Source organism: Pseudomonas avellanae BPIC 631, from assembly GCF_000444135.1.
GTDB classification, from domain to species: Bacteria; Pseudomonadota; Gammaproteobacteria; order Pseudomonadales; family Pseudomonadaceae; genus Aquipseudomonas; species Aquipseudomonas avellanae.
Genome location: NZ_ATDK01000048.1, coordinates 21,367 through 47,996, shown reverse-complemented (window position 1 = coordinate 47,996; position 26,630 = coordinate 21,367). Strand labels below are relative to the sequence as shown.

The window sequence follows — 26,630 nt, the reverse complement described above, 5'->3', positions numbered from 1 at the left end:
TCAGCGCCGACGACTATGTCGGCGTTTTTGTATCCGCAAAACCCTCCACCAGTGAGCCGCTGCGTGGCAGAAATCTGCCCTGACGCTGGCCTTGCGGTTTGCCGTCGGCGTAGCTCAACTGGCCGTTTACCCACACGCCGTCAATGCCTTCTGCTGCTCGCTGGGGGTCTTTGAAGTCGGCTACGTCGCGCACGGTATGCGGGTTGAACAACACCAGATCCGCCCAATAGCCCCCGCGGATCAAACCGCGTTCGTGCAGGGCAAAGCGTGCTGCCGAAAGCCCGGTCATTTTGTGCACGGCGGTGTGCAACGCAAACAGTCCTTTGTCGCGGCTGAAATGGCCGAGCACCCTGGGGAACGCTCCCCACAAGCGCGGGTGGGGGAACGGGTCTTCCGGGAGACCATCGGAACCGATCATCGACAGCGGGTGGGACATGATGCGTTCGACATCGCCTTCATCCATGCCGTAATACACCGCGCCCGCAGGCTGCAACTTGCGGGCGGTGTCCTGCAATGACAGCCCCCAGCCAGCGGCAATGTCCTGCAGGTCCCGGCCGCCCTGATCCGGGTGCGGCGTTGACCAGGTGATGGTAATGCGGAACGCGTCGGTAACCTGTTTAAGATCCAGCGTCGAGGAACTGGCTGCATAGGGATAACAGTCGCAGCCGACCGGATGATCCTGCGCGGCTTTCTCCAGTGCAGCCAGCAGTTGCGGGCTGCGGCCCCAGTTACCTGCGCCAGCGCATTTCAGGTGGGAAATGATCACTGGCGAGCGCGCATGGCGGCCGATGTCGAATGCCTCCGCCATCGCCTCCAGCACCGGCTCGAACTCGCTGCGCAAGTGGGTGGTGTAGACCGCACCGAACGCCGTCAGCTCTTCGGCCAGTTGTTTGACTTCGCCGGTGGCGGCCGAGAAGGCCGAGGCGTAGGCAAGGCCGGTCGATAAACCCAGCGCGCCGGCTTCGAGGCTGTCGCGCAATTGCTCGCGCATGGCGGCAATTTCCGCCGGGCTGGCGCTGCGAAACAAGTCGTCCATGTGGTTGCTGCGCAAGGCAGTATGGCCAATCAAAGCGGCCACGTTCACGGCGGGCCGTGCGTTATCTACGGCTGCGCGATAGTCGGCGAAGCGTGGATAGACAAACGCCGCTGCGTCGCCCAGCAGGTTCATGGGGTCTGGCGGATTGCCGCGTAGCGACACCGGTGATGCGCTGATCCCGCAATTGCCGACGATCACCGTCGTCACGCCCTGGCTGATCTTGGGCAGCATGTCGGGTTTGCGAATGACCACCGTGTCGTCGTGGGTGTGAACGTCGATAAACCCAGGGGCCAGCACGCGCCCGGCTGCGTTGACCTCTTCCCGCGCACGGGCCTCGGTCAGGCTGCCGATGCGCTGAATACGCCCGTCGCCGATAGCTACATCGGTACGCACTCCAGGCGTATTGCTGCCATCGATCACCAGTGCGTCGCGAATGATCAAGTCGTAAAGCATGGTTCAGTCTCCCAGTGGCAGGCCGTCTTCGCCGCCACGGTATTCATCCAGCGCAAGCTTGATCCGGCGCAGCCGCTCCTGATTGTCTTCAGGGCTCTGCAATGCCAGTTCAGTGGCCAGCACATCAATGGTCAGCAACATGCCGTAACGCGCTGCCGTGGGTTTATAGATGAAATTGGTTTCAGCAATTTGCAGCGGCAGCACCACCTCGGCCAGTTGCGCCAGCGGTGAGTCAGGCAAGGTGATGGCCAGCACGCGAGCGCCATAGCTGCGTGCCAAGGCCACCGCGTCGAGCAGTTCTGGCGTACGCCCGCTGAGCGAGCAGACAATCAGGCTGTGTTGCGGGCCGAGCGTGGCGGCAATCATGCGCATCATCACCGGGTCGCGGCAGGCGGCCACCGGATAGCCGAGGCGCACCAGGCGGGTTTGCAGTTCCTCGCTGCACAGGCTGGAGCAACCGCCCATGCCGAACGTATGGATCATGCTCGCATCGGCGACACACGCCACGGCTGCGGTGAAGCGCGAGGCATCAAAACCTGCAAGGTGCTGACGCAGCGTGGCTTCGATGTCACCGACAATCCGGGTGAAAAAAGCCGATTGCTCCGGAGCCTGTTCCGGGTGCAGAAAACGACTGCCCACCGCGCTTGCCTGGGCGAGTTGCAGACGCAAGTCGCGCAGGTCACGGCAGCCGATGTTGCGGGCGAAGCGCGACAGTGTGGCACTGCTGACCTCGGCGCGACTGGCCAGCTCGTCCAGGCTGGCACTTGCCGCAAAGGCAATATCGCTGAGCAGCAGCTTGGCGATCCGGCCTTCGCCCGCGCTGAATGAAGCCTGGCGGGCACGTATCTGGTACAGAATGTCCACTCAGAGCACCTGTGCCAAGCCAAGCGTCAGTGCAAAGGCGACGATGGAAATCAGCGTCTCCAGTACTGTCCAGGTCTTGAATGTTTGCGCTACGGTCATGTTGAAGTATTCCTTGATAAGCCAGAAACCACCGTCGTTGACGTGGGAAAAGATCACCGAGCCTGCGCCCGTCGCCAGCACCAGTAACTCTGGATGCGGATAACCCAAACCCATCGCCACAGGCGCAACGATTCCCGATGCGGTGGTCATCGCCACTGTCGCCGAGCCTGTTGCCACACGCATCAGGGCTGCGAACAGCCAGCCCATCAGCAAGGGCGACAGATGAAAGTCCTGCGCCAGGCCGACGATCTGGTTGGTGACGCCGCTGTCGACCAGAATACGGTTCAAACCGCCCCCCGCACCGACCAGCAAAGTGATACTTGCGGTAGGTGCCAGGCACTCATTGGTGAATTTCAGGATCGAGTCGCGATTGAATCCCTGAGCGATGCCCAGCGTCCAGAAGCTCAGCAGGGTCGCCAGCAGCAGAGCGATCACCGAGTTGCCGATGAACAACAGAAAGCCATTGAACGCGCTGCCCGGTGTGCTGATCAGGTTGGCCCAACCGCCCAGTAACATGAGCACCACCGGCAACAGAATGGTCGCCATGGTCAGGCCGAAGCTGGGCAGCTTTGCGCGGGGTTCACGGTCGAGAAACTGCTTCGCCAGCGGGTTTTCAGCTGGTAAATGGATGCGCGGCACGATGAATTTGGCATACACCGGCCCGGCGATGATGGCCGTGGGTATGCCGATCAGAATGGCGTAAAACAGGGTTTGCCCTACCGACGCCTGATAAGCCTGAACGGCCAGCATCGCCGCAGGGTGTGGCGGCACCAGTGCGTGTACCACCGACAGACCGGCCACCATCGGCAGGCCGACCATCAGAATCGACACCCCGACACGGCGCGCTACGGTAAAGGCAATCGGCACCAGCAGCACAAAACCCACTTCAAAAAATAGCGGCAAGCCCACCAGAAACGCAATGCAGACCATGGCCCAGTGCGCATTACGCTCACCAAAGCGGTCAATCAAAGTGCGCGCCACCTGCTCTGCACCACCGGACTCGGCCATCATCTTGCCAAGCATGGTGCCCAGCGCCACAACCAGCGCGATATGCCCCAGTGTTTTGCCAACCCCGGCCTCATAAGAGGCAACCACGCCACTGGCCGGCATCCCGGCAACCAGCGCCAAGCCGACCGAAACAAGCGTAATGACAATAAACGGATTGAGGCGATAGCGCGCGATCAGCACGATCAAGGCAATGATTGCGACAGCGGCGTAGACCAACAACGAAATACCGGGTGACGGCGACATAGCGACGGTTCCTTGCAGAGACGATAGGCGAGGGCGCAACACCAAAGGCTGAAGTCGTTAGCCAGGAGGCGACCCGGGAGTACTCGGCAGGGATGACGCAAGGAGATATTGCAGGGAGGTTTCAGGGCGATCACAGGCATTCATTGTTTTTATCTCTGTTTTCGCGATGAAAATAAATTACACGAAAATAGGAAATAAACAAATATATGAAAATAATTTCGATTTATGGCGTGTACGCTGAGTCGGGAAGGCGCGTGTCACGTCTTCCCGAGCGAGTTTTTTCGGATGGCTGGTGTCAGGACGCTAGCAACTGCTCCGCATAGCGGGCAACAACGTGGCTAAAGGCGATCTGCTTGCCGGCATCTCCTGAGCGCAGACTCTGCACAAGATGCGTCAATTCCGCTTCACTGGCGCTCGATATGAACTGTTCATCAAAAATGCCAGTGATAGTTTCCTGACGTCTTCTTGTCTAAACTCTGGCCCCCAACGGTTGCAACCTCGCCAACCTCAACGCCACGCCCAGCGCCATCAGCAACAGCACCCCGATAAACAGCCCGATGCCGTTCCAGCCTGCGTAATGCCAGAACACGCCACCGCCGGTTCCGGCCACGCTTGAGCCTGCGTAATAGCAGAACAAGTACAGCGACGCGGCCTGACCTCTGGCGGTGGTGGCCCTGCGGCCTACCCAGCTGCTGGCCACTGAATGCGCGCCGAAGAAGCCGAAGGTGAAGATCAATACACCGGGGATAACCAGCGCCAGGGGGGTGAACAGCGTCATGATCAAACCCGCCAGCATCATCACGATCACAGCCCATAGGACCTTCCGACGACCCAGCCGGTCGGCCAGCGAACCGATTTTTGCCGAGCTGTAGATGCCTGACAGATACACCACGGAAAACACGCCGACCACGGCTTGGCTGAGGTTGTAGGGCTCGCTCAGCAAGCGGTAGGCGATGTAGTTGAACAGCGTGACGAAAGCGCCCATCAGCAGAAAACCAATCAGAAACAGCAGCGGCAACCCTGCGTCTTTGAATTGCACCACAAAGCCGTCCAGCAGGCTGCGCGGGTGCAGCGAGCGGGGGCGGAAGTTGCGCGATTCCGGGAGGATCCTCCAGAACACCACGGCAGCGATCAGTGCCAGCCCGCCGACCACCAGCATCGCCGCGTGCCAGCTTACGTAATCGATCATGACCCCGACAATCAGCCGCCCGCTCATGCCGCCGACCGCGCTGCCACCGATATACAGCCCCATTGCCAGGCCCAGATGAGTGGGGTGTATTTCCTCGCTCAGGTACGTCATCGCCACTGCCGCCAGCCCGCTCAGCGACAGGCCCACCAGTGCCCGCGTGATGAGCACTCCTTCCCAGCTGGGCATCAACGCGCTGGCGATGGTGAACAGCGAGGCGCAGAACAGCGCCATGACCATCACCGACTTGCGCCCGAGCCGGTCGGATATCGGCCCGGTAATCAGCAGGCCGATGGCGAGCATCGCTGTGGCAACTGACAGAATCAGGCTGCTCTGGGCGGCCGAGAGCGAGAACCCGCTGGACAGCGTCGGCATCATCGGCTGGACGCAATACAGCAGGGTGAACGTCGAGAACCCACCCGCGAACAGCGCCAGCGCGGTGCGTTTGAACAGCGGCGTGTTCTTTTCGATGTAGCTGTCGCCAGACGGTTTAGCGGACGTGTTCAGGTCTTTGGTGGGCGGGGCGACGGCAGGATTCAAGGGAGACCTCGGAGCACGATTGGGCAGGCGATGAAAAAAATCATATAGCCCGCCAATCATTCCATCCAATATATTGTTCGACCTGTTTGATAGGTAAAACGTCTTAATGGAGGCCGCATGGAATTGCGCCATCTGCGTTACTTCATCGCGGTTGCCGAAGAGCTGCATTTCGGCCGTGCAGCACTGGCGCTGGGCATTTCTCAGCCGCCACTCAGCCAGCAGATTCAGGCGCTGGAGCAGGAACTGGGTACGCGTCTGTTCGAGCGCACCAATCGTCGCGTTGAATTGAGTGAGTCCGGGCGGCTGTTTCTTGATGAGGCGCGTCTGGTATTGGCCCAGGTTGATAAAGCCACTGATGTGGCCCGGCGCGCGCAACTGGGTGAAATCGGTGAACTGAAGATCGGCTTTACATCGTCCGCGCCGTTCACTTCCAGTATTCCGCAGGCGATCTTTGCGTTTCGTCAGGCTTACCCTGACGTGCACCTGACCCTGACCGAAATCACCAGCCAGGAAGTGGCCGCAGGGCTTGAAGACAAGACCATACAGGTCGGCATCATGCGCCCGCTGGCGTTACCCGATTCGTTGGCGGTGTTTGAGCTGCTGAACGAGCCGCTGGTGGCGATCATGCGTGCCGACCATCCGCTGGCGGCCAGCACCGAGGATGGAATCTACATGGCAGCGCTGGCCGCCGAGCCCTTTGTGTTCTTTCCACGCACCTATGGCAGTGGTATCTACGCACAGGTCCTGAGCCTGGCCCGCGCCGCAGGGTTCAGCCCATTGATCACTCAGGAAGCAGGGGAAGTGATGACCATCATCGGCCTGGTCGCAGCCGGCTTGGGCGTGACGGTGTTGCCTGCATCCTACCGCCGGATGCGCATCGACAGCGTGGTCTACCGCAACGTCCTCGACCCCGGCGCGACCAGCGCGGTGTGGCTGGTGCAACGCAAGGACGAACAGTCACCGATGGCCAAGGCGTTTACCGAGCTTTTAACGCGCAATGTCGGGTGATTTGATAAGCGGAGCCGGTAGACCTATCGTTTCTCACGCTCCAGCGTGGGAATGCCTGGCGTGACGCTCTGCGTCACAAATCTGCGCCGTGCCGCAGAATCAGGATGGGACGCAGAGCGTCCAGAACGGCATGCGACGCGGAGCGCCGCACGATAGTTGAGGTTATCGTTCCGCACGCTCCGCGTGGGAATGCCTGGCGTGATGTTCTGCGTCACAAATCTGCGCTGCGCCGCAGACTCAAGACCGGACGCAGAGCGTCCAGAACGGCATGCGATGCGGAGCGCCGCACGATAGTTGAGGTTATCGTTCCGCACGCGCCAGCGTGGGAATGCCTGGCGTGACGCTCTGCGTCACAAATCTGCGCTGCGCCGCAGACTCAAGACCGGACGCAGAGCGTCCAGAACGGCATGCGACGCAGAGCGCCGCACGATAGTTGAGACGTCCGTGGTCTCACCCCCAACGCTTGAAGATCAGCGACGTATTCACCCCGCCGAACGCGAAGTTGTTGTTCATCACGTATTCATTGCTCATCTGCCGGGGTTCGCCGAGGATGTAGTCCAGTTCGCCGCAATTTTGGTCCACGTCGACCAGGTTCAGCGTGTGGATGTAGCGATCACTGTTGAGCATTTCGATGCTGAACCACGATTCCAGTGCGCCGCAGGCACCCAGTGTGTGACCAAGGAAACTTTTTTGTGAGCTGAGCGGCATGCGTGGGCCGAACAGGCTGCTGGTGGCCAGGGTTTCGGCGATGTCGCCTTGTTCCGTCGCCGTGCCGTGGCCGTTGACGTAGCCGATGGCTTCGGGTGGCAAACCGGCGTCTTCCAGCGCCAGTTCCATCGCGCGGCGCATGGTGGCCTGTTCCGGACGAGTGCTGTGCGCGCCGTCGGCGTTGCTGCCAAAACCGACGATCTCGGCATAGATGTGCGCGCCACGCGCCTGGGCGTGTTCAAGTTCTTCGAGCACCAGCATGCCGCCGCCTTCGCCGATCACAAGCCCGTCGCGTCCGCTGTCGTAGGGCCGCGGCGTGGTGTGCGGTGCGTCGTTTTTCAGGCTGGTTGCATACAGAGCATCAAAGACCATCGCTTCGGTCGGGCACAGTTCTTCGGCGCCGCCCGCGAGCATCAGCGGCAGACGCCCGAACTTGATCGCCTCGTAGGCGTACCCGATACCCTGACTGCCACTGGTGCAAGCGCTGGACGTCGGGATCAAGCGTCCGGTCAGGCCGAAGAAGATGCTGAGGTTGGCCGCCGTCGTGTGCGGCATCATCCGCACGTACGAGTTGGCGTTGAGGTTCAGCGCCACCGAGTTGATCAGCATGTTGCCGAACGCCTTGATCTCGTCGGTACTGCCGGTGGACGAGCCGCAGGCAGTGCCCATGCGGCCGTCACGAATGATCGGATCATTCAGCAGCCCGGCGTCGATCAGCGCCTGTTCTCCAGCCCCCACCGCCAGCCGCGATACCCGGCCCATGCTGCGCAATTGTTTGCGCGTCCAGTGCGCGGGCACAGCGAAATCATCGATGGGACCTGCCAGCCGGGTGTTCAGCTCGATGAAACGGTCCCACTCGTCCATCCGCCGAATACCGCTGCGATTGGCCGTGAAGCTCGCATTGATGGTGGCCCAGTCGCTGCCCACCGAGGTAATGCCGGACATGCCGGTAACCACCACACGCTTCATCAGCACAACCCTCCATTGACGGCCAGCACCTGACGGGTGATGTAGCTGGCTTCCGCCGACATCAGGAAATTCACCGCGCCTGCGACTTCTTCGGGGGTGCCCATGCGCTGCGCCGGGATCATTTTCATCAGTTCATCCACGGGAACGTTCTCGTCGAGCATCGCGGTGTCGATCAGCCCTGGCGCGACGCAATTGACGGTGATCTTGCGTTTGCCCAGTTCGATGGCCAGCGCTTTGGCGGCACCGATCAGGCCCGCCTTGGACGCGCTGTAATTGACCTGGCCGCGATTGCCGATCAGGCCCGAAACCGAGGTGATACAGACGATACGGCCCGCCGCACGACGGCGAATCATCGGCATGGTCAGCGGGTGCAGCACGTTGTAGAAGCCATCGAGGTTGGTGCGCAGCACCTGATCCCAGTCGTCGTCGCTGAGTGCCGGAAATGCGCCGTCGCGGGTCAGACCGGCATTGAGCACCACGCCGTAATACGCGCCGTGGGTTTCCACGTCATCTTCCAGAATCGCCTTGCAGGCAGCGCGGTCCGAGACGTCGAATTGCAGCACCCGCGCCTGACGGCCCAGCGCGATGATTTCGGCTTGCACCGCTTCTGCTTCGCTACGGCCGGTGCGGCAGTGCAGGATCAGGTCGTAGCCAGCGCGGGCCAGGCGCAAGGCAATGGCGCGGCCGATGCCACGGCTGGAGCCGGTGACCAGTATCGATTCAGTCATGCCGGGGCTCCTTCAGCCAGGTAGTCAGCAGTGTTGGGTGGGCAATATACATTGAGGCGGGCAAACGCCGTGATGTCCGGGCCGGTCAGGGTGCATTCGAACACACCCATGCCGCTGTCGTCCTGCAGGGAGCGTACGGCATGAATGTGCAGTTCGCTTCCAGCCGGGAAGCGCGCCACGTTGCAGTCGAACTTGCGGCTGCCGAGCAGAAAGCCCAGCTTGACCGCCTCGCCCTTGCTGCGCGCCTGACAGCCTGCGTAGGCCGCCACGCTTTGCGCCATCAGCTCTATGCCAAGCCAGGCGGGCAGGCTGCCGTCCGGCTGGTTGAACAGGCCATCGGCGCGCACGGTCAGGCGGGTATTGATCTGCTCTTCGTCGAAATCCAGCACCTGGTCGATGAGGATCATGTCGCCAGCATGGGGTATGAGTTCGGCGAGCTGCCACTCGATCATGGGGCATCTCCGATAATCAGGCTGATGTTGTTGCCACCGAAAGCAAAGGAATTGCTCATCATGTAGCGTGTGTCGGCAGCGGCCAGGCGTGTGCCCGGCACGGTCCAGTGCAGCGCGGGTAACAGCGGGTCGGCCGCGCCATCCCACACTTGCGGGGGCAGGGCGTGTTCAGTGTTGTGTGGCACCAGACTCAGCCAGCAAAAGGCGATTTCCAGCGCCCCTGCCGCGCCCAACGTATGGCCGCTGAGCGATTTGGTCGAGGAGCAGGGCACGCCCTCCGGGAACACGGCCTGTACCGCAAGGCTTTCCATGGCATCGTTGAGTTGCGTCGCGGTGCCGTGCAGGTTCAGGTAGCTGATCTGCGCCGCTTCAAGTCGGGCGTTGCTCAAGGCTTGCAGCATGGCATCCCGCGCACCGCGTCCGCTGGGTTCTGGGGCGGAGATATGGTGAGCGTCGCAATTGGCACCTGCGCCCAACAGCGCAATCGAGTGCGTGCTGCCAGCCTCGCGGGTCATGAGAAACAGCGCCGCCGCCTCGCCAATGTTGATCCCGTTGCGGTTGAGGGAAAACGGGTTGCACAGCTGGGGCGACATGGCTTCAAGTGCCGAGAAACCGTTTAGGGTCAGTTTGCACAGACTGTCGACGCCGCCACACAGCACCGCGTCGCACAGGCCCATGTCCAGCGCCCGGCGCGCGCTGAGCAGTGCCCGCGCGCTGGAGGTGCAGGCAGTCGAAATCACATAGGCTGGGCCGCTCAATTGCAGCCAGGTGGCCAGAAAGTTAGCGGGTGCACCGAGTTCCTGCTGCCGATAGTCGTAATCGGCGGGGAAGGTCTGGTCGCGCAGCCAACTGGCCATGCTGCTGCTCGCTTCATCGATGCCCGACGTACTGGTGCCGATGATCACGCCAATGCGCCCGGCACCGTATTGCTCGATAGCCTGACCGATCTCGTCTTCGATTTGCAGGGCAGCGGCCAGCAGCAATTGATTATTGCGGCTGTGCTGCGAACGCATGGCCGGTGGTATGGCGGGCAGTGCGCCTTTGACCGCGCCCACCGGCAACGCCCGCTCCGGCACCCAGCCGCTTTCGACCACCATGCCCGAACTGTCGCCTGCGAACAGCCTGCGCGCGACCTCTTCACGGCTGTCACCCAGCGAGCAGATCACTCCCAGCGCGTTGAGGTAGGCGGTCATTGCGCGCGCTCGTCGTTCAGCGGTGTGACCTGGTAGCTCAGCCCATCCTTGAGACGAATGGTGAACGCATTGGCCGATTGATACTCAACCAGCCAGCGATCATCCAGGCGGCGTTGCATACCCTGGCGGTAAGCGCTGGGATAGCGGCCATGCATTTCCATGTCCGGGGTCATGGCGAACATCAGCGCCGCAAACAGCTCGCGGGCTTCGGGGTTGGGCGGCAGCAGGCCGTCGGCTTGCCATTGCCCGTTGATCAGCAACTGGCGAGCCTGAGGAATGCCCAGCGGGTCCATCATCGACCACCGCAGCCCGGCGTTTTCATGCTGGATGACCAGCATCCAGTCCTGACGCTGATCGGTTTGCCGACGCTCGATGTGCAGTTGCATCGGCAAGTTCAGGGTCGGTGCAGTGGTCGGTAGTGGTGCCTGCGCAGCGCAACCGCCGAGCAGCAGAAAAGCCACGAACACTAGGCGAATCATAAGGCGTCACCTCGCAGCGGCTTGCGGGCCACCACGTTGACCAGGGTTTCTTCGCGCTGGCCGAATGGCTTGGGTTTTTGCAGTTTCAAGGTTTCAAGCAGGCCGAAGTCTTTGGCGCGGCTCCACCACAGATAAGGGTAGGAAACATTGCCGGCATCGAACTCGAAACCCTGCTCGCGGATCATCTGCAGATAGTCGGCGGCGCTCTTCTGCACGTGCATCGGGTGGCGAAACAGCCAGCGGATCACCCACGTGTCGATGTAGGCCTCGGTGGACTCGGCAAACAGCAGATAGCCGCCCGGTTTGAGCACCCGATAAAATTCGGCCAGCGCCTGCTCCTGCTCGACCAGATGATGGAAGGTCTGGTGACAGAACAGCACATCGACGCTGGCGTCCGGCAGTTGCAGGGCTGCGCAATCGCTGCCGATCAACTCGACGTCAATGCCGCGGGCCTGCGCTTCCTGGCGACTCATTTCCAGGCTGTCGGGGTCTGCATCGACGCCGATCAGTTTCGACGGGGCAAAAACCTTGCTCAGGTGCTGGAATGACTTGCCCTGCCCACAGCCCGCATCAAGCAACACGGGTGCAGTCGGTGGCGGGCTGGCAAACAGGCTGCGTAAATCGTCTATAGCAACGCGCAACACCCGGTATTGCCAGGTGTGGCTGCGCAGAAACCACAAGCCAAAGCGGGTTTCCTCGACATAGCTGGCACTCAGGAACGGGCGACTCATGAGCCGCCGTCCGCACAGATTTCCGAGAGCATGCGCAGGCGACGTTTTGGCTCGCTGACAAACGGGTTGCGCTCGTCCCAGGCATAACCGGCCAGAATCGCGCTGATCATACGGCGAATATCCGGGGTGCTTTCGGGGTAGAAAATCACGCTCTGGAACGTGCCGTTGTACCAGCCTTCGACGTAGGCCCGAAAGGTATCGACGCCGCGTTTCAGAGGGATGGCGAACTCGGTTTCCCAGTCCACGCTTTCGCCCTGCAACTGTCGGTTCAGCACGCCAGCGGCCATGCTCGCCGAGCGCATGGCGATGGTCACGCCCGAGGAAAATACCGGGTCGAGAAATTCTGCCGCATTGCCCAGCAGCGCAAAGCCATTGCCGTGCAGGGTTTTGACGTTCGCGGAGTAGCCACCGATGGTTCGCGCAGGCGTGTCCCAGACGGCATTTTTCAGCACGTTGGCCAACTGCGGCGTTTCATCGATAAAGGCGCGCAGGCAGGCGTCCAGATCGGCAGGCTTATCCTTGAACCGCTCGGCCGAGGCCACGACGCCCACCGAGCAGCGGCCCTCGCTGAACGGGATCGACCAGAACCACACGTCGCTTTGCTGCGGATGGATGCTGACGAGGATCTTCTGGCGGTCGAAAGGCGGGCTTTCGATGCGGTCTTCAACGTGGGTGAACACCGCCTGGCGCAGCGGAAAGCCCGAGGGCGCTTCCAGGTCCAGCAAACGCGGCAGCACACGGCCGTAACCGCTGGCGTCCAGCACAAAAGTCGCCTGCACGCTGTATTCGCTGCCGTCTTCGCGCCTTACCTGCAAAACCGGCTGTGGGCCGTCGAAGTCGGCGCTGATGATTTCCTGCTGATAGCGGATCTCCACGCCCTGCAACTCGGCCTGATCGGCCAGCAGTTTGTCGAACTCGCTGCGCTGCACCTGAAACGTGGTGGGTTTGCCGTTGCTGAACGTGTCGCCAAAGTCGAAATCGCTGTACTGCTCGCCGCGTGCAAACGCTGCACCGTTCTTGCGCTGAAAGCCGGCGGCGTTCACCGCATCGAGCATCCCCGCTTCTTCGACGAAGTCCAGGCAATGGCAGAGCAGGCTTTCGCCGATCGAAAAGCGCGGAAACAGCTGACGCTCGATGATCAGCACGTCGTGGCCCTGGCGTTTGAGCAAGGCGGCAGCGATTGACCCGGCAGGGCCGGCACCGATGACGACGACCTTACGAATTTCCCTATCAGTGATGGGCACAGGTATTCCTTTCCGGTTTGGCGGTTGCAAGGGAGGGCTGCACGGTAACGCGACCCATGCCGGTGAGTGCCGGCAGCAGCGTCGCGAGCAGGCCCATCAGCATCAGGGCGAAATACAGCGCCGGGCTGATGAGTTGCTGTTGCAGCAGCAGATTGAGGAAAACGATTTCGCTCAAGCCACGAATGTTCACACGAATGTTCAGCAGCACGCTTTCACGCCAGCGGCTGGCCCCGGCGAACGACGGCGGTGCCCAGCGCAGGCCAATCCAGTTGCCGAGCAGCTTGCTGCCAATCGGCAGCACGATCAGCGCGGCCAATTGCAGTGCGCTCAATTCGCCGAGGGCGCTGTGCACGTTGATCTGCACGATGCCGAAGGTCAGCAGCAGCGGGATGGCCAGACGGTTTTGCAGAAAGCCCAACTGTGCGGCGCTCAGCGGCGGCACCCAGGCCTGGCCGAGGCGCGCCATGCACAGCAGATAGCCAATACCGAAAATCAGCGCGTTGAGCCGGTAATGCTCGGCGACCATTAGCAGAATGAAAAACGTCAGGCTGTAGAGCAGCGGCTGGCGCAAACGCAGCAAGCAGAACAGCAGCGGCACGCAGGCTCCCAGCAGCGGCAACAACAGGCTACTCAGGTGCAGGCTGCCTTGGGCGATGGCGAACAGGCTCCAGCAGGTCAGGTCGATAAGAATCGCGGTCTGCACCAGGCGGCGAGTGGCGGCAGGCGGGTAATCGATGTGGTGCAGATACAGGTAAAGCACCGGGATCGCAGTGATGGCAAACACCAGCCCGATGGCCAGCGAACTGATCCAGGCCTGCTCCGGCAGCAGCCATGCGGCACAGGCCAGCCCGCTCAGAAACGGGACCAGAAAGCTCGGCACGGCGATTTTCAGGCTTTGGCGGTCAAGCCGCAGGTCGATCACATCGCTGAGAATCTGCCCCAGCACGATGGCAAATGCCAAGCCATACAGGCTTTTCAGCCAGACGGGAGACACCAGTTGCGCGCCGCTGAGTTGCCAGTGGGGTTCTATCCAGAACAGCATCAGCAGCGGCAAACCGAAGGTTGCCAGCAGCAGTTGGCTGACGATAGGGATCAGGCCCAATTGCCGACCTGCCCAAGTGGCCAGCGCGAACAAGGCCAGCGCCATCAGCCAGAACGCCACGACCATCATGCGTGCGGTGCCCCTGAGTTGACCTGCGTGCGAGCGGTTTTTCGCGGGCTGGCCCACGGTGCCAGTAGAAAACTGAAGGCCAGGCCCAGGCTGACCGACAGACCGAAATTGCTGATAGCTGGCGTGCCGGAAATGGCCAGCAACCCGAACGACAGCCAGGTGGTGACCGCCGCCAGCAGGGTGCCCAGCAGGCTGACCGCCGCGCCGCCGATCTGCTCGCGCATCAGAATCGCGTAATCGACACTGATCGCCGTGACCAGCAGCAGGCCGAACAGGCTGAACAGGGTCAGCGGCTGGCCGAGCCAACCCAGGCTGGCAAGGCTGCACAAGGCGGCGAGCAAGGGCAGGGCGACGATGCGCAACGCGCCATTGAAGCCGAACGGGGCGATCAGCAGCAGGACGATCAGCACACACGAGGCCAGCTTCAATTCGGCTGCGCTGATTTGCGTGTGGGCGAACACATCGCTGAGTTCACCCAGGCGGTCCACCAGTTGCACACCTTCCAGGCCGATGGCTTGCACGCGCAGCAACGCCATGCTGTTCAGGCCGCGCAGGCTGACGATGCTGGCTACCTGTGGATCGCCTTCGGCGTCTTCGCTAGCGCCCAGCCAGAGCGTGCGCCACGGTTCGCTGAGCGGGCCTTGAAGCGCCTGATCGATGTCTTGCGTCGGCAGTGCCAGCAATTGAGCGAGTTCGGTTTTCAAGGCATTGGCCGGAACGCCGAGCTGCACCAGTGACGTCCAGTGTTGCGGCAATTTGCCCAGCGCGTCGCGGGTCGCCTGTTGTTCGGCTGGCGAATCGAGCAACTGATTGATCGCCATGTAGCCTTGCAGCTTGTCCAGGCTGATCAGTTGATCGAGGCGCTGGGTCAGCGCCGACTGGCGGTCGAGCAACTGCTGTTGGTCCTTGCCGCGCACCAGAAAGAACTGGCTGGTGGGCTGATAACCGGTAATCCGCGCGATGGCTTGCGCTTCGTCGGTCAGCGCCTGAGGTGCCGAGACCCATTGGCGAATATCGTTCTTGGTGGTCAGGTGCCAGAGCCCGCCGCCACAGAAGGCCAGCAGCAGCGCCAACAGGATCGGCGTGCTGATGCGTTGCAACAATGCCGCGCGGCAATCGAGCATCTGTTGCGCCAGTTTCAGCGGCCATTGCGCGGGGCGAATCTCTACCCTGGCGAGCAATGCCGGCAACAGGCAGACGGCTGTCAGGTAGGCACCGATCAGCCCGGCCGCCGAGAACACGGCAATTTGTGTCAGCGCCGGGAACGGCGTCCAGGCCAGGGCAAGGTAGCCGATGCAACTGGTGATCAGGCTCAGGCTCAGCCCCGGCAGGGTCAGGCGCAGGGCGGGCCAGCTGCGCCAACGCTTCATGCTCCAGCTTTTCGACAGGTAATGCAGCGGGTAGTCCACCGCCACGCCGATCAGGCTGGAACCCAGCACCAGCGTCATGACGTGCATGCTGCCAAACAGCGCCACGCAGGCCACCGCACCAAACAGCATGCCGACCATAACCGGAACAAAGGCCAGCAGCACGCTCCAGCGTCGGAAGGCCAGCAACAGCAGCAACAGGATGCCAACCGTTGCGCCACCGCCCACCCAGGTGATCTCGCGGCTGGCTTGCTTCTGACCGTCTGCGGCGTACAACAGGCCGCTGGCGGCCAGCAACTGACCGCCTGCCTGACCGGCCTGCACCCGCGCTTTTGCCAGCAGGTCGGCGACCTGGCCGGGCAAGTGCATGTCGAACGCATCGCTGCGGGTTCGCGAGCGTAGCAGCACCCAGCTTTTATCTTCGGCGGTCGCAATCAGCGCGCCGCTGGCCAGGTCCGCCTCGACCGAGCCCTGTTTCGGCAGCCCGTTCTGAATACGTCCGGTCAGGCCCAGCCAGTCATCCTGGCCCGGCACCAGGCTGAAACCGGCAAACGGGTCGAACAGGGTTTGCACGCGCTGCTCGATGAAGGCCTTCGGGTCGTCGATCAGCAGTGTGCGGTCCACGGCTGGCAACATGGCGATTCGGCCTTGCAGCAACTGGGTGCGCAGCGCGGGCAGATCGGCTTGCAACGTCCACTGGACCTTCTCGAACAAGCCGCTGGCTTGCCATTGTTCGGCCAGCGTGCGCGCCAGCTCCACGGCTTGCTGGCGATCAGCATGGCCGACCAGCACCAGCATTTCGCGATTGAGCGGCGCCTGCATGCGCTTTTCGGCGCTCGTTACCAGTGCGTCATTGTCAGTGCCGGGCACCAGCTCCATGAGGTTGGCCGACAACGGCGAGCGGTCGTGCCACTGCCAGCCTGCCAGCGCCAGTACGCCCGCCAGAATCAGCAGGAACAGCCTCGGCAGCAGCCGCTCAGTTGAAGTCATTACGCTGCGCATCGGTCAGGGTGGGGGCGCTGTTGCTGTCGATCATTTTCAGGACTGTGCTGTCGCCTTGGGTTTCCAGCAGTTCAATGCGCTGGACCAGCTCGCCGCCATCAATGTTGATCTGCCTGAACACCTGTTGCAGCAACAGCGAGCGCGGTGTCAGCGTGAGGTGCCAGGCGTTCGCTTCGCCCTTGAGCTGCAAGTCGAAATCCCGTTGCAGGCCGCTGCTGTCGCCTTGCAGCACGGCCAGAAACAAGCGGTTTTGCTCGGCGCCGGCATTTTTGTTTGGCACCGGTTTCCAGGTACTGACATCACCGACGGTTTCGCGCCGGGCAATGCCGGTGGCGTTGATGCGGTAATCCTGTTTCAGCGGTGTTTCCAGCAGCCAGAGCAGGCCGAAATCCCTGGCGAGCACAAAACGGCCCTTGCTGAGCAGCGGCTGCGGCAGGGCGCGCAGGTGTTTTTCCTGAATGAAACGGCCTTGCACCACCGCAGGTTTGGCCAGTTGGTCGCTCAGTTGTTGCAGGTCGAAAGCCTGCGCCACTGAAGATAGGCACAGCAAACCCAGCAGTATCAAGGCACGTAACGGACGCTTCATGGCAAGGCTCTCTTTACGGCATCGATAAAGACCTGCGGCGAGGCCAGTTGCATTTCGTGGCTGTCGCGGTCAACTGCGACCTGCACGGTGCTGGCACGGGTCAGGCGCTCGCCGGTGTCGGCGTCGGTGATCAGATAGTTGATTTTCAAGCGGTTCTCCCACTCCACCAGACTGGCGCGCACGTTAAGCTTCTGGCCGAACACGGCACTGCGCACATAGCGCAATTGCAGGTCGATCACCGGCCAACCATAACCGGATTCGAGCATGTGCATGTAGTTATGGCCAATGTGGTCGAGCAGTGCGCAGCGCGCCACTTCCAAGTATTTGACGTAATGCCCGTGCCAGACGATGTTCATCATGTCGACGTCGAAAAACGGCACCACGATTTCAGTGTCCAGGTGCAGAAAACCCTTACTGCGCATGCAACCTCCAGCGGCGGTTGGCGATGTGTTTCAGGCACAGGCGCAGTTCGCTTTCCAGTGCACGGTCTTCGATGACCGGAGCAAAGTCTTCGCTCAGTTCTGCGTGCATGCTGGCCAGCGCCGGTGGCAGCGGGCGCGCATCGGCGGCCTTGCTGCGCAGCCACACGCCCTGATTGGCGGCTATCAACGTGGCGGCGGCAACCTGTTCGGTCAGCTCCAGTACACGGATGGCGTCACGCGCAGCGATTGTGCCCATGCTCACCTTGTCCTGATTGTGGCATTCGGTGGAACGCGAGAACACACTGGCCGGCATGGTATTTTTCAGCGCTTCGGCGGTCCACGCGCTGGTGCCGATCTGCACTGCCTTGAAGCCATGATTGAGCATCGCCCGCTCGGCGCTGGCCCCCGACAGGTTGCTCGGCAAGCCGTGGTTGTAGCGCTCGTCCACCAGCAGCGCCAGTTGCCGGTCGAGCAAGTCCGCGACGTTGGCCACCAGGGTTTTCAGGCTGTCCATCGCAAAGGCGATATGCCCGCCGTAAAAATGCCCGCCGTGCAGCACGCGCTCGGCTTCGGCATCGATAATAGGGTTGTCATTGGCACTGTTCAGTTCGATTTCGATGAACGAACGCAGCCAGTTCAGGCTGTCGGCCAGCACGCCCAGCACATGGGGTGCGCAGCGCAGCGAATAGCGATCCTGCAAGCGATGCAGCGGGGCGGTTGGCGCGTCGATGGCCAGGTCCTGACGCAGCCACGCCGCCACCTGCATCTGGCCCGGATGCGGCTTGGCGGCGAACAGGCGCTCGTCGAAGTGCTCCGGATTGCCTTGCAGCGCCACCACATTCATCGCGGTGATGCGGGTGGCCAGTTGCAGCAGGTAATCGGCGCGGGCGAAGGCCAGGCAGGCAATGCCGGTCATCAGCGCCGTGCCGTTCATCAGCGCCAGTGCTTCCTTGGGGCGCAGCACCAGCGGCGTCCAGCCCAGTTCGCGATGCACGTCGCTGGCCAAAAGGCGCTCGCCACGGAACATCACCTCGCGCTCACCGGACAGGGTCGCGGCCACGTACGACAGCGGCGTCAGATCACCGCTGGCACCCACCGAGCCTTCTTCCGGGATCAACGGCAGCACGTCCTGATCGATAAACGCCTGCAAACGCTCGAGCAGTTCGATCCGCACCCCGGAAACGCCCTGACACAACGACTGCAAGCGCGCCGCCAGCAACGCGCGGGTGGCCTGGGCGTCGAGCAGTTTACCCAGCCCGCAACCGTGAAACGTATACAGATGACGCGGCAGCGCCTCGACATGCTCCAGCGGCACAGCTACCACGCAGGAATCGCCGTAACCGGTGGTGACGCCGTAGATCACGCCTTCCTTGTCCAACAACGAATCGAGAAACTGCGCGCCCCTGGCGATGCGTGCGCGAAATTCATCGTCGCCTTGCAGCGCGCTCGGTGCCAGACGATTGGCCAGGGCCAGCACGTCTTCAATACACAGGGCGCGTTTGCCGAACATGATCGGGTCAGGAGCTTGATTCGTCATCGGACTTCCAGAATGGGTAGAAATTGAACCACTGCTGTGGCGCTTCCAGGCAGTAGTGACCCAGGCGCTCGGCATAGCGCGTGGCCCAGTGGGCGATCACCTGAGCGCGGTCGCTGCGACGCCATTCGATGGCGTCGGCGAACGGTTCGAGAATCACCCGATAGCCCTTCGGGCCTTTCAGGCAGAAAAACAGATTGACCGGGCACTTGAGCAGACCGGCCAGCAGCCACGGGCCCTGCGGGAACGTCGCGGGCTGGCCGAGAAAGTCGACCCGCACGTTGCGCCCGCCGTGTAGCGCAACGCGGTCACCGGCGATGGCCAGCCACTCGCCTTCGTCCAGACGCTGGCTGAGTTGCAGCATGATCGCCGGGTCCAGCTCGCTGACCTGAATCAACCGCAGGTTGGTTGCCCCGGCTTCACCGAGCAGACGATTGAAGCGTTCGGCGTGCTTGGTGTGCACCAGCACGTTCATGGTGATTTTTTCGCCGAGTTCGGCCAGCGCGCGGCACACCTCAAGGTTGCCCAGGTGCGCGCCCACCAGCATCTGGCCGCTTGCGCCACGCAGGCTCTGGCGCAGCAATGCCGGGTCGATGATCTCGATCTGCTCGATACCCAGCTTGCCGTTCCACACGTCGAGCTTGTCGAGCAGCGCTTCGGCGAATGCCATGAACTGGCCGAACACCCGCCGTTGGCTTGGGCGCAGTTCAGGCCGGGCGCTCCAGCCCGCCAGGCGCTGTTGGTATTCCCAAATGCTGTGCCGGGCACGACGGCCGAACACGAAGAAATACAGCACGATGCCATACAGCACCGGGGTGAGCAGGCGACGGCCGAGCACGCGCATGCCCCAGGCAGTGAGCTTCATGAGCATGAAGCTGCCGCGCTCCTGGTGACTGGCCCAATGCTCCTTGGGCGATTTGTCGATGCTCATGAGCGCCACCGTCGCCAGAGGATTGCAGGCAGGCGCATCAGCATGCCGAAGAACAGTTTGGTGTGCATCTTCGAGATCAGCGCGTTGTCGTGAAACAAACGGAAATGCGACAGGCCGTCCTGTGGATAGTGAACGCGGGTTGGCAGCCAGCGCATCGCCTGACCGCGCCACGCCAGGCGCACGAGGATCTCCGAATCGAAATCCATGCGCTTGCCGATCCGCACCGCGTCGATCAGCGTGAGCACCGGCGCCAGCGGGTACAGGCGAAAACCGCACATCGAGTCGCGAATCTGCAACGACAGCGTGTTGATCCATACCCAGACGTGGGTGAGATAGCGGGCGTACAGACGACCTTTCGGCACGCTTGCGTCGTATTGCGGATAACCGCAAATCAGTGCTTCGGGGTACTGACGCGACTGCTCCAGAAACACCGGAATATCGCTCAGGTCATGCTGGCCGTCGGCATCGACCTGCAAAGCGTGGCTGAAACCCAGCCGCGCCGCTTCTCTGAAACCGGCCATGACCGCGCCGCCCTTGCCTTGGTTGACCGGCAAGCGCACCAGATAAATGTCCTCGGCTTGCGCCAGTTGCTGCAACACGGCGGCGCAGGCCGGGCTGCTGGCGTCGTCCACCAACACGCAGGGCAGCCCGGCTGCGCGCACGGCCTTGACGACGTCGGGCACGGCCAGCTCGTGGTCGAACACCGGAATGATCACGCAAGGCTTATGCATGGGCACCTTCCAGCACAATCCGGCCGCTGGAGCACGGTGCGTTTTCGCTGTTGTGAAAGGCGAAATGCAGCTTGGCGCGTGCGGCATCGAAGCGCAGGGTCAGTTTCAGGCGGTCGCCGGGGCGCACCAGTTGCTGAAACTTGAGCACTTCCATGCCGGCAAAATCGGGTGGCAGGTCGAGCAACTGTTGGCCCAAAGTGATTGCCCATTGCACCTGAACCACCCCGGGCAAGACCGGTGCCTTGGGGAAATGGCCGCTGAAAAAAGCCAGGTCGGGCGGGACCATCAGGTTCAGGTGCAATTCACCGTCGATCGTCTGTTGGTCGAGTACTTCCGCCTGTTTGGGCCGTGGCGCCATGAGCAGGGCCTGAACGTCCGTCTGCGCCAGTTTGCCTTGGGTATTGAGGGGCATTTGCGGCAATAGACGCCAGCGGCGCGGCAGGGCGATGGTTTCGCAATGCGGTCGCAGATGCTCGCGCAAGGCTTCGGTGAGTGCGCGACGGCCCTGATTACGCAGGGCCAGCAAGCCGCTGTCGCTCAGCACCAGCAGTGCGCCGAGTGACGCACGATTTTCCTGCACCACACCCAGGCGCGCTTCGCTGACCCAGGCATGGCTGGCCAGCGCTTGCTCGATCAGCGGCAATGACACGCGCTTTTCTTCGAGTTTGACGATGCGGTCCAGCCTGCCCAGCAGCTCGAATCGCCCATCATCGCCAATCAGCACGGCATCGGCGGTTTGCTCGACGTGGCAGGATGGCAGGTAAGGCGAACTGATGCGCAGCGCACCTTCGCTGTCCTGACTCAGTTCGATGCCGTCGAAAGCCTGCCAGCGCGGTTCGCCCTGACGCCAGGCGATACCGCCGGTTTCCGAGCTGCCGAGAATTTCCGTTGGCCACTGTCCCAGACGCTGATGCAGGCTTTGCGCGGCCTCGGCAGGCAGTGCGCCACCGGATGAAAACACCCGGCGCACGCTGCTCAGGCTGTTCCAGTCAAGGTTATCGCCCATGCGCTTGAGCAGCGCCGGGCTGGCGACCCAGGCAAAGGACGGATATTGGCGGCTGGCCCGTTGCAGGTCTTCGGCAAATGGCAACTGGCGACGCATGAACGGTCGCGCCGCGCACAGCGGCCAAAGCAGGCGGAATAGCAGGCCATAAATGTGTTGGGTTGCGACGCTGCCGATCATGCACGCCGAGCCAAGCTGCGCGCCCCACAGCTGCTCCAGCCCGCAGACTTCGTTGGCCAACTGACGCAGACGCTTTTCAATCAGCTTGGGTTCGCCGCTGGAGCCCGAGGTGCACAGGCTCAGCCGACACAGGTCGAGGTCCAGCGAGGCCGCTGAGAGAGGCGCCGCGTGCAGATCGCTCAGCCGCGCATCACCCGGCAGGTCGGTCAGCCACAGATCGACCTGATTCGCCCAGCGTTCGCGGGTCTGGCCCTGCAAATCGGCGGGCAACAACACATGCACACCCGCGCGCCAGGCACCGAACAGTGCGACCGCCAGCTCGGCGGCATCTTCAAGGTGCACAGCAAGGTTTTTGATACCACGGGCTTGCAGCCCTGCCGCCACGCTTAACGACTGCTCGCGAAACTGCGCGTGATCCAGCGCCGGGGCTTGGGTCAGCAGCCGGTCGGGCAGGGCGTCGCGCAGCAGATGTTCCAGGTTCAACCAGTTCATGCGGTCCATTTCATTTGCCGTCCGTAGCGGGTGGGCGAGCTATCCATTCAGCGGCGAACAGCAGCCCCATCAATCCATAGGAAATCAGGCCGGTGTACAGCGCCCACCACGACAACGGTGCCCACAGCGTGAGCATCGCTGCAGTCAGGCCATTGGCCAGAAAGAACAGGCACCAGATCTGCGTGACTTTGCGGGTGTAGCGGATGCCGGATTCGGGCAGTTGCGGGCGGGTGATGCGCGCCATTCTTTCCACAATTGGCGGGCCGTAGATCAGACTCGAGCCAAACAGACCGAGCATGAATGTGCTGACCAGCACCGGGTACCAGCGCAGCATCAAATGGCTGTCGAGCACACCGAGCACCACGCAAAAGGCCAGGGCCCCACTCGCCATCGCCAGGCTGCCGGGTTTGCGTTCGCCGGTCAGCGCCCGCGCCAGCCACAGGCTGCCCAGCAGCAGCGCGAACTGCCACGGGGCGAAGTGTTCGGTTCCCCAGTAGACGGCAAACGGATACAGCACACCGGCCAGTACCAGAATCAGGCCAATCAGCCGCTTCATTCGGCTGCGTTGACCAGGCGGTAGACGGCCTCGACTACGTCGTCGACGGTTTTGACCGACTTGAATTCTTCCGCAGCAATCTTTTTGCCGGTTTTGCGTTTGATGTGGTCGATCAGGTCCACGGCATCGATGCTGTCGATTTCCAGGTCCTGATACAGGTTGGCGTCCAGCGTGACCCTTTCAGGCTCCAGTTCGAACAGTTCCGCCATCGCGGCGCGGAGGATTTCGAAGATGTCTTCACGGGTTTGCATGTTCAATTCTCAGGCCGGTTGTCTGGCGCTGACGAAGGCCGCAAGGCTGTCGACGCTGGCGAAATGGTTACGGGTGTCCTTTGCATCGGCGTCTATCTTGATGCCGTAGCGTTTCTGGATGGCCAGGCCCAGTTCCAGTGCATCGACCGAATCCAGGCCCAGGCCTTCGCCGAACAGGGTCATGTCGTTGCCGATGTCTTCGGGGGTGATGTCTTCGAGGCCCAGGGCATCGATGATCAGCAATTTAATGTCCTGGTGCAGATCGCTCATCTGAGGCGAGCTCCTTGGTGAAATAGTCATGCAGGTAATCGTTGAGCTTGCGGGACGCTACGGGCGGTGGGCCGAGCGCACTGAAGGCGTTGGGGTCTATATCGGCACCGACGCACAAACTGAAGTGCACGCGGCGCTGCGGAATGCGATACCAGGGCTCGGCCTTGGTCAGGGTGGTCGGGTGGACCTTGATGGTCACCGGCGTGATCATGCTCGCGCCGCGCAGCGCAATGGCCGCCGCGCCACGGTGAAAGACCGGCGGCTGGCCGGGCTGGGTGCGCGTGCCCTCGGGGAAGATGATCAGCGTCTGGCCGCTTTGCAGGCGCTCCACGGCGGCGTCGAGCATATCCATGCTGCCGTCGTTGCTGATGTAGCCGGTCGAGCGCACCGGGCCGCGGGTAAACGGGTTTTCCCAGAGGCTGCGCTTGACCACGCAGTTGGCGTCACGCACCAGGCCGATCAGGAACACCACGTCGATCAGCGACGGGTGATTGGCGATGATCATCTGGCCGGGACGTCCCAGCTTTTCTGCGCCCTGAACCTCGTAGGTCAGCACGCCCATGCGCGCCATGATGCGGATGAAGCGCCAGAACAACCGGCTGATGGTGCGCCGGGCACGGCACTGATGATTGGCGACACTGCCGGGCAGGCAATCGAGTACCGGAAAAACGAACAGTCGCAGGCACAGGCCGCTCACCCCGAACAGGGCAAAGCTGATGCCGGTTGCCAGCAGACGCCAATAGTATGCGTCACGGCCTTTCTTCAGAGGTTGCGTTGCCAGTTCCATAACCGGTTATTCCAGGGGTGCAGGCAGGCGGATTGATCAGTGTGCAAGGCTTGCAGCAGGTTCAGCGCATGGGGCCACTGAGTCCGCTCTGTGCCTTGCGTATCGGTGTTTAAAGACAATTGCCATTCATTGCCGGGCGTCAGCAGCAAGCCGACGGCGTAGGGGAACGGCACGTCATCAATCCATTGGGCATAGGCTTGCGGTGGCTGTTCTTCTGTCACCACCAGCAGCACGGCTTCGGCTCCTTCAGCCAGCAGCGCCGCTGCCTCGAATGCTCCATATTCCAGGCCATCGCCTGCGGCTGCCAACGCCGTCATTTCACTGGTTTCGCCACGCATGATCGACCACAGACCAATCACTGCGTTATGTACCGACAAACTGAACTGGGTGGGTGAAAGCGGTTCATCTGCGGCCAGGTCACGCAGAATTTCGAATGTTCTCGGGGTTTCGCCGTGGCGCGAGACGAACACCAGCGGCACGCGCCCGTAGCCTTCGGTCAATGGCCAGCCCACCGCAAACGCCATGCGCGCCATGCGGCCAAGCCGTCGTCGTTGCATGGCAGGAAGAAAAGACACATCTGGCGCTGCGTCACTGGTTTCCAGCAGCGTCGGGTTCAGGCTCCATTGTCGCCAGTCGTCCGCGCTCGCCAGGCCCGGTGCCCAGGCTTGCCATCGTGCAATATTGAAGGTGATCAAGACTTCTCTTCCCGCCCCTGCGGGCATGTTTCTCGCTACATCGATATCAGGTCGATATCAGCCTGGGTGCGGTAATTGACCGAGTACGCGCATTATCCCGATGGGGCTCGTTACTAGCAAATTTGTTACATGAAAACCGTTTATAAGCATGTATTTTAGGGTTCAAGTCGCATTTTTGATGGCAAACAGGCAGAGGTGCTTTGCTGTAACCTCACGGTTGTCATCTGTAGTGTCTAGACTCGACCGATCCTGAGGTCTTTATCGGCCACTCCTGCTGTTTCTTCATCTTTCAAGGAATCCAAAGCATGCGTCGCGTGGTATTCAATCAGAAGGGCGGTGTCGGCAAATCGAGCATCGCCTGCAATCTGGCTGCAGTCAGCGCTCACGAAGGCTATCGGACGCTGTTGATCGACCTTGATGCCCAGGCCAACTCGACTCAGTACCTCACGGGCCTCACGGGCGACGACATTCCGATGGGCATCGCCGAGTTCTTCAAGAACACGCTGTCGGCGGCGCCGTTTGCCAAGAAAAACCATGTCGATATCTATGAAACACCGTTCGACAACCTGCACGTGGTGACAGCCACCGCCGAGCTGGCTGATTTGCAGCCCAAGCTTGAGGCCAAGCACAAGATCAACAAACTGCGCAAATTGCTGGACGAGCTGAGCGAAGATTACGAGCGAATTTACCTGGATACGCCGCCAGCGCTTAACTTCTATGCGGTTTCGGCATTGATTGCTTCAGATCGCGTCCTGATCCCGTTTGACTGCGACAGCTTCTCCCGGCAGGCGCTGTACGGGCTGATGCGCGAGATCGAAGAGCTGAAAGAGGATCACAACGAGGATCTTCAGGTTGAAGGCATCATCGTCAACCAGTTCCAGCCCAGGGCCAGCCTGCCGCAGCAGATGCTCGACGAACTGATCGCCGAGGGCCTGCCGGTGCTGCCGGTCTACCTCAACGCCTCGGTGAAAATGCGCGAGTCGCACCAGGCCAACCTGCCCCTGATCCACCTCGACCCACGGCACAAGCTGACCCAGCAGTTCGTTGACCTGCACCACCTGCTGGAGACCAATGCACATCCGTGATGGGTATGCACCGCGCGTAGCACTCAGCGTTAGACACAAGCCCGCTTTTGATTCTGGCCGAAGGCTGTGGGAGCGGACTTGTCCGCGAATGCGGTAGTTCAGACGATACATGTTCGGTGACTTTGCCGGCCCTTTCGTGAACAAGTTCACTCCCACGCCCTTCGGGCAGAAGCCCAATCTACGGGGCTCTCAGGATTTATATAACGCTGGAGCGCGGGAATCATCGCGGCCTGAGCACCTCGGGCGTATAGCTGCCGTCTCTCAATGAGCAGGCCAGATGCTCGGCATGCAGCCGCGCGGCCGAGGCCAGTTCGGTGGAGATGGTGACAGCAGCGTCCATGTCGGCCTGGACGTGTTCCTGCGAGGCGCTCAGGCGGTTGCTGCCGGGTTTGCAGCCGCACTCCACTGCATGTCCCTGCGTGGCAACCGCCACCAGATCGTCGACATACGTCGGGTTGCCCTGGGCGATAAAACCGATGCGGGTGCACGCCGGGCACCACACGGGGTCGCCCATGCGGGCCACGCGGCGCAGGTCGATGACTTCGCTGGCCGATGCGCTCAGCACAAAGCCGCCGGTGGTGGTTGGATCGCCTTCCCTGACTATGAACGACATGGCAGTGCTTCCT

Annotated in this window: 27 protein-coding genes; 2 read left to right on the top strand and 25 right to left on the bottom strand. The window is 61.8% G+C overall.

The genetic code is table 11. From position 1 onward, the window contains the following. Positions 1 to 13: 13 nt before the first annotated feature. From DW49_RS0102880 to DW49_RS0102865, 4 genes are all read right to left on the bottom strand, one after another. On the bottom strand, positions 14 to 1,489 hold the full coding sequence (locus DW49_RS0102880; RefSeq protein ID WP_024419924.1) for a D-aminoacylase: 1,476 nt from the start codon (positions 1,487 to 1,489) through the stop codon (positions 14 to 16). A 3-nt stretch (positions 1,490 to 1,492) separates the two neighbouring features. Then, positions 1,493 to 2,353 (bottom strand): MurR/RpiR family transcriptional regulator, encoded by an 861-nt coding sequence (locus tag DW49_RS0102875; RefSeq protein WP_005621182.1) that lies wholly within the window; start codon positions 2,351 to 2,353, stop codon positions 1,493 to 1,495. Continuing rightward, the gene (locus DW49_RS0102870; protein WP_017700267.1) at positions 2,354 to 3,703 is read right to left on the bottom strand and encodes a GntP family permease; all 1,350 of its coding nucleotides are present in this window, start codon (positions 3,701 to 3,703) and stop codon (positions 2,354 to 2,356) included. A 469-nt stretch (positions 3,704 to 4,172) separates the two neighbouring features. Further along, on the bottom strand, positions 4,173 to 5,429 hold the full coding sequence (locus DW49_RS0102865; protein WP_024421090.1) for an MFS transporter: 1,257 nt from the start codon (positions 5,427 to 5,429) through the stop codon (positions 4,173 to 4,175). A 117-nt stretch (positions 5,430 to 5,546) separates the two neighbouring features. Between DW49_RS0102865 and DW49_RS0102860 the strand changes: the two genes are divergently transcribed. Then, a complete protein-coding gene (locus DW49_RS0102860) occupies positions 5,547 to 6,437 on the top strand; it encodes a LysR family transcriptional regulator (protein ID WP_005621175.1) in 891 nt (296 codons plus the stop codon). A gap of 450 nt (positions 6,438 to 6,887) precedes the next feature. Here the strand turns inward: DW49_RS0102860 and DW49_RS0102855 are convergent, their stop codons facing one another. The 20 genes from DW49_RS0102855 to DW49_RS0102760 are packed head-to-tail and all read right to left on the bottom strand — an operon-like array spanning position 6,888 to position 24,919. Continuing rightward, positions 6,888 to 8,114, bottom strand: a complete 1,227-nt coding sequence (locus DW49_RS0102855) for a beta-ketoacyl-ACP synthase (RefSeq protein ID WP_005621173.1) — start codon at positions 8,112 to 8,114, stop codon at positions 6,888 to 6,890. Beyond that, positions 8,114 to 8,842 (bottom strand): 3-oxoacyl-ACP reductase FabG, encoded by a 729-nt coding sequence (gene fabG, locus DW49_RS0102850; protein WP_003378813.1) that lies wholly within the window; start codon positions 8,840 to 8,842, stop codon positions 8,114 to 8,116. The genes DW49_RS0102855 and fabG overlap by 1 nt, the downstream gene beginning before the upstream one ends. Next, positions 8,839 to 9,294: a hotdog family protein gene (locus DW49_RS0102845; protein ID WP_003378811.1), complete on the bottom strand. Its 456-nt coding sequence runs from the start codon at positions 9,292 to 9,294 to the stop codon at positions 8,839 to 8,841. The genes fabG and DW49_RS0102845 overlap by 4 nt, the downstream gene beginning before the upstream one ends. Continuing rightward, a complete protein-coding gene (locus tag DW49_RS0102840) occupies positions 9,291 to 10,487 on the bottom strand; it encodes a beta-ketoacyl-[acyl-carrier-protein] synthase family protein (protein WP_005621169.1) in 1,197 nt (398 codons plus the stop codon). Before DW49_RS0102840 ends, DW49_RS0102845 begins: the two co-directional genes overlap by 4 nt. After that, a complete protein-coding gene (locus tag DW49_RS0102835) occupies positions 10,484 to 10,966 on the bottom strand; it encodes a hypothetical protein (RefSeq protein ID WP_005621167.1) in 483 nt (160 codons plus the stop codon). The genes DW49_RS0102840 and DW49_RS0102835 overlap by 4 nt, the downstream gene beginning before the upstream one ends. Continuing rightward, positions 10,963 to 11,697, bottom strand: a complete 735-nt coding sequence (locus DW49_RS0102830) for a class I SAM-dependent methyltransferase (RefSeq protein ID WP_005621164.1) — start codon at positions 11,695 to 11,697, stop codon at positions 10,963 to 10,965. Before DW49_RS0102830 ends, DW49_RS0102835 begins: the two co-directional genes overlap by 4 nt. Next, positions 11,694 to 12,941 carry an NAD(P)/FAD-dependent oxidoreductase gene (locus tag DW49_RS0102825; RefSeq protein WP_005621162.1) on the bottom strand — a complete coding sequence of 416 codons (1,248 nt, stop codon included), beginning with the start codon at positions 12,939 to 12,941 and terminating at the stop codon, positions 11,694 to 11,696. The genes DW49_RS0102830 and DW49_RS0102825 overlap by 4 nt, the downstream gene beginning before the upstream one ends. Then, positions 12,928 to 14,112 (bottom strand): hypothetical protein, encoded by a 1,185-nt coding sequence (locus tag DW49_RS0102820; protein WP_005621160.1) that lies wholly within the window; start codon positions 14,110 to 14,112, stop codon positions 12,928 to 12,930. The genes DW49_RS0102825 and DW49_RS0102820 overlap by 14 nt, the downstream gene beginning before the upstream one ends. Next, positions 14,109 to 16,481 (bottom strand): MMPL family transporter, encoded by a 2,373-nt coding sequence (locus tag DW49_RS0102815; protein ID WP_081591702.1) that lies wholly within the window; start codon positions 16,479 to 16,481, stop codon positions 14,109 to 14,111. Before DW49_RS0102815 ends, DW49_RS0102820 begins: the two co-directional genes overlap by 4 nt. Further along, on the bottom strand, positions 16,456 to 17,067 hold the full coding sequence (locus tag DW49_RS0102810; RefSeq protein WP_005621156.1) for an outer membrane lipoprotein carrier protein LolA: 612 nt from the start codon (positions 17,065 to 17,067) through the stop codon (positions 16,456 to 16,458). The genes DW49_RS0102815 and DW49_RS0102810 overlap by 26 nt, the downstream gene beginning before the upstream one ends. Then, positions 17,064 to 17,489: an acyl-CoA thioesterase gene (locus DW49_RS0102805; protein WP_003378801.1), complete on the bottom strand. Its 426-nt coding sequence runs from the start codon at positions 17,487 to 17,489 to the stop codon at positions 17,064 to 17,066. The genes DW49_RS0102810 and DW49_RS0102805 overlap by 4 nt, the downstream gene beginning before the upstream one ends. Next, positions 17,479 to 19,026 (bottom strand): HAL/PAL/TAL family ammonia-lyase, encoded by a 1,548-nt coding sequence (locus tag DW49_RS0102800; protein ID WP_024419718.1) that lies wholly within the window; start codon positions 19,024 to 19,026, stop codon positions 17,479 to 17,481. The genes DW49_RS0102805 and DW49_RS0102800 overlap by 11 nt, the downstream gene beginning before the upstream one ends. Beyond that, positions 19,007 to 19,954: an LpxL/LpxP family acyltransferase gene (locus DW49_RS0102795; protein WP_024419717.1), complete on the bottom strand. Its 948-nt coding sequence runs from the start codon at positions 19,952 to 19,954 to the stop codon at positions 19,007 to 19,009. Before DW49_RS0102795 ends, DW49_RS0102800 begins: the two co-directional genes overlap by 20 nt. Then, positions 19,951 to 20,685, bottom strand: a complete 735-nt coding sequence (locus DW49_RS0102790) for a glycosyltransferase family 2 protein (RefSeq protein WP_005621149.1) — start codon at positions 20,683 to 20,685, stop codon at positions 19,951 to 19,953. Before DW49_RS0102790 ends, DW49_RS0102795 begins: the two co-directional genes overlap by 4 nt. Next, on the bottom strand, positions 20,678 to 22,360 hold the full coding sequence (locus DW49_RS0102785) for an acyl-CoA synthetase family protein (RefSeq protein WP_005621147.1): 1,683 nt from the start codon (positions 22,358 to 22,360) through the stop codon (positions 20,678 to 20,680). The genes DW49_RS0102790 and DW49_RS0102785 overlap by 8 nt, the downstream gene beginning before the upstream one ends. Positions 22,361 to 22,370: 10 nt before the next feature. Continuing rightward, positions 22,371 to 22,916 (bottom strand): COG4648 family protein, encoded by a 546-nt coding sequence (locus DW49_RS0102780; protein ID WP_005621145.1) that lies wholly within the window; start codon positions 22,914 to 22,916, stop codon positions 22,371 to 22,373. Further along, positions 22,913 to 23,167: an acyl carrier protein gene (locus DW49_RS0102775; RefSeq protein WP_005621143.1), complete on the bottom strand. Its 255-nt coding sequence runs from the start codon at positions 23,165 to 23,167 to the stop codon at positions 22,913 to 22,915. Before DW49_RS0102775 ends, DW49_RS0102780 begins: the two co-directional genes overlap by 4 nt. A 9-nt stretch (positions 23,168 to 23,176) precedes the next feature. Continuing rightward, complete coding sequence (locus DW49_RS0102770; RefSeq protein ID WP_002551687.1) at positions 23,177 to 23,437, bottom strand: phosphopantetheine-binding protein; 261 nt, start codon at positions 23,435 to 23,437, stop codon at positions 23,177 to 23,179. Continuing rightward, positions 23,412 to 24,224 (bottom strand): lysophospholipid acyltransferase family protein, encoded by an 813-nt coding sequence (locus DW49_RS0102765; RefSeq protein WP_005621140.1) that lies wholly within the window; start codon positions 24,222 to 24,224, stop codon positions 23,412 to 23,414. Before DW49_RS0102765 ends, DW49_RS0102770 begins: the two co-directional genes overlap by 26 nt. Then, positions 24,200 to 24,919 (bottom strand): beta-ketoacyl synthase chain length factor, encoded by a 720-nt coding sequence (locus DW49_RS0102760; RefSeq protein ID WP_005621138.1) that lies wholly within the window; start codon positions 24,917 to 24,919, stop codon positions 24,200 to 24,202. Before DW49_RS0102760 ends, DW49_RS0102765 begins: the two co-directional genes overlap by 25 nt. A 305-nt stretch (positions 24,920 to 25,224) precedes the next feature. Between DW49_RS0102760 and DW49_RS0102755 the strand changes: the two genes are divergently transcribed. Beyond that, on the top strand, positions 25,225 to 26,004 hold the full coding sequence (locus DW49_RS0102755) for a ParA family protein (RefSeq protein WP_005621136.1): 780 nt from the start codon (positions 25,225 to 25,227) through the stop codon (positions 26,002 to 26,004). 220 nt (positions 26,005 to 26,224) lie between these two features. Here the strand turns inward: DW49_RS0102755 and DW49_RS0102750 are convergent, their stop codons facing one another. After that, on the bottom strand, positions 26,225 to 26,617 hold the full coding sequence (locus tag DW49_RS0102750; RefSeq protein ID WP_003378789.1) for a PAAR domain-containing protein: 393 nt from the start codon (positions 26,615 to 26,617) through the stop codon (positions 26,225 to 26,227). Positions 26,618 to 26,630 lie beyond the last annotated feature (13 nt).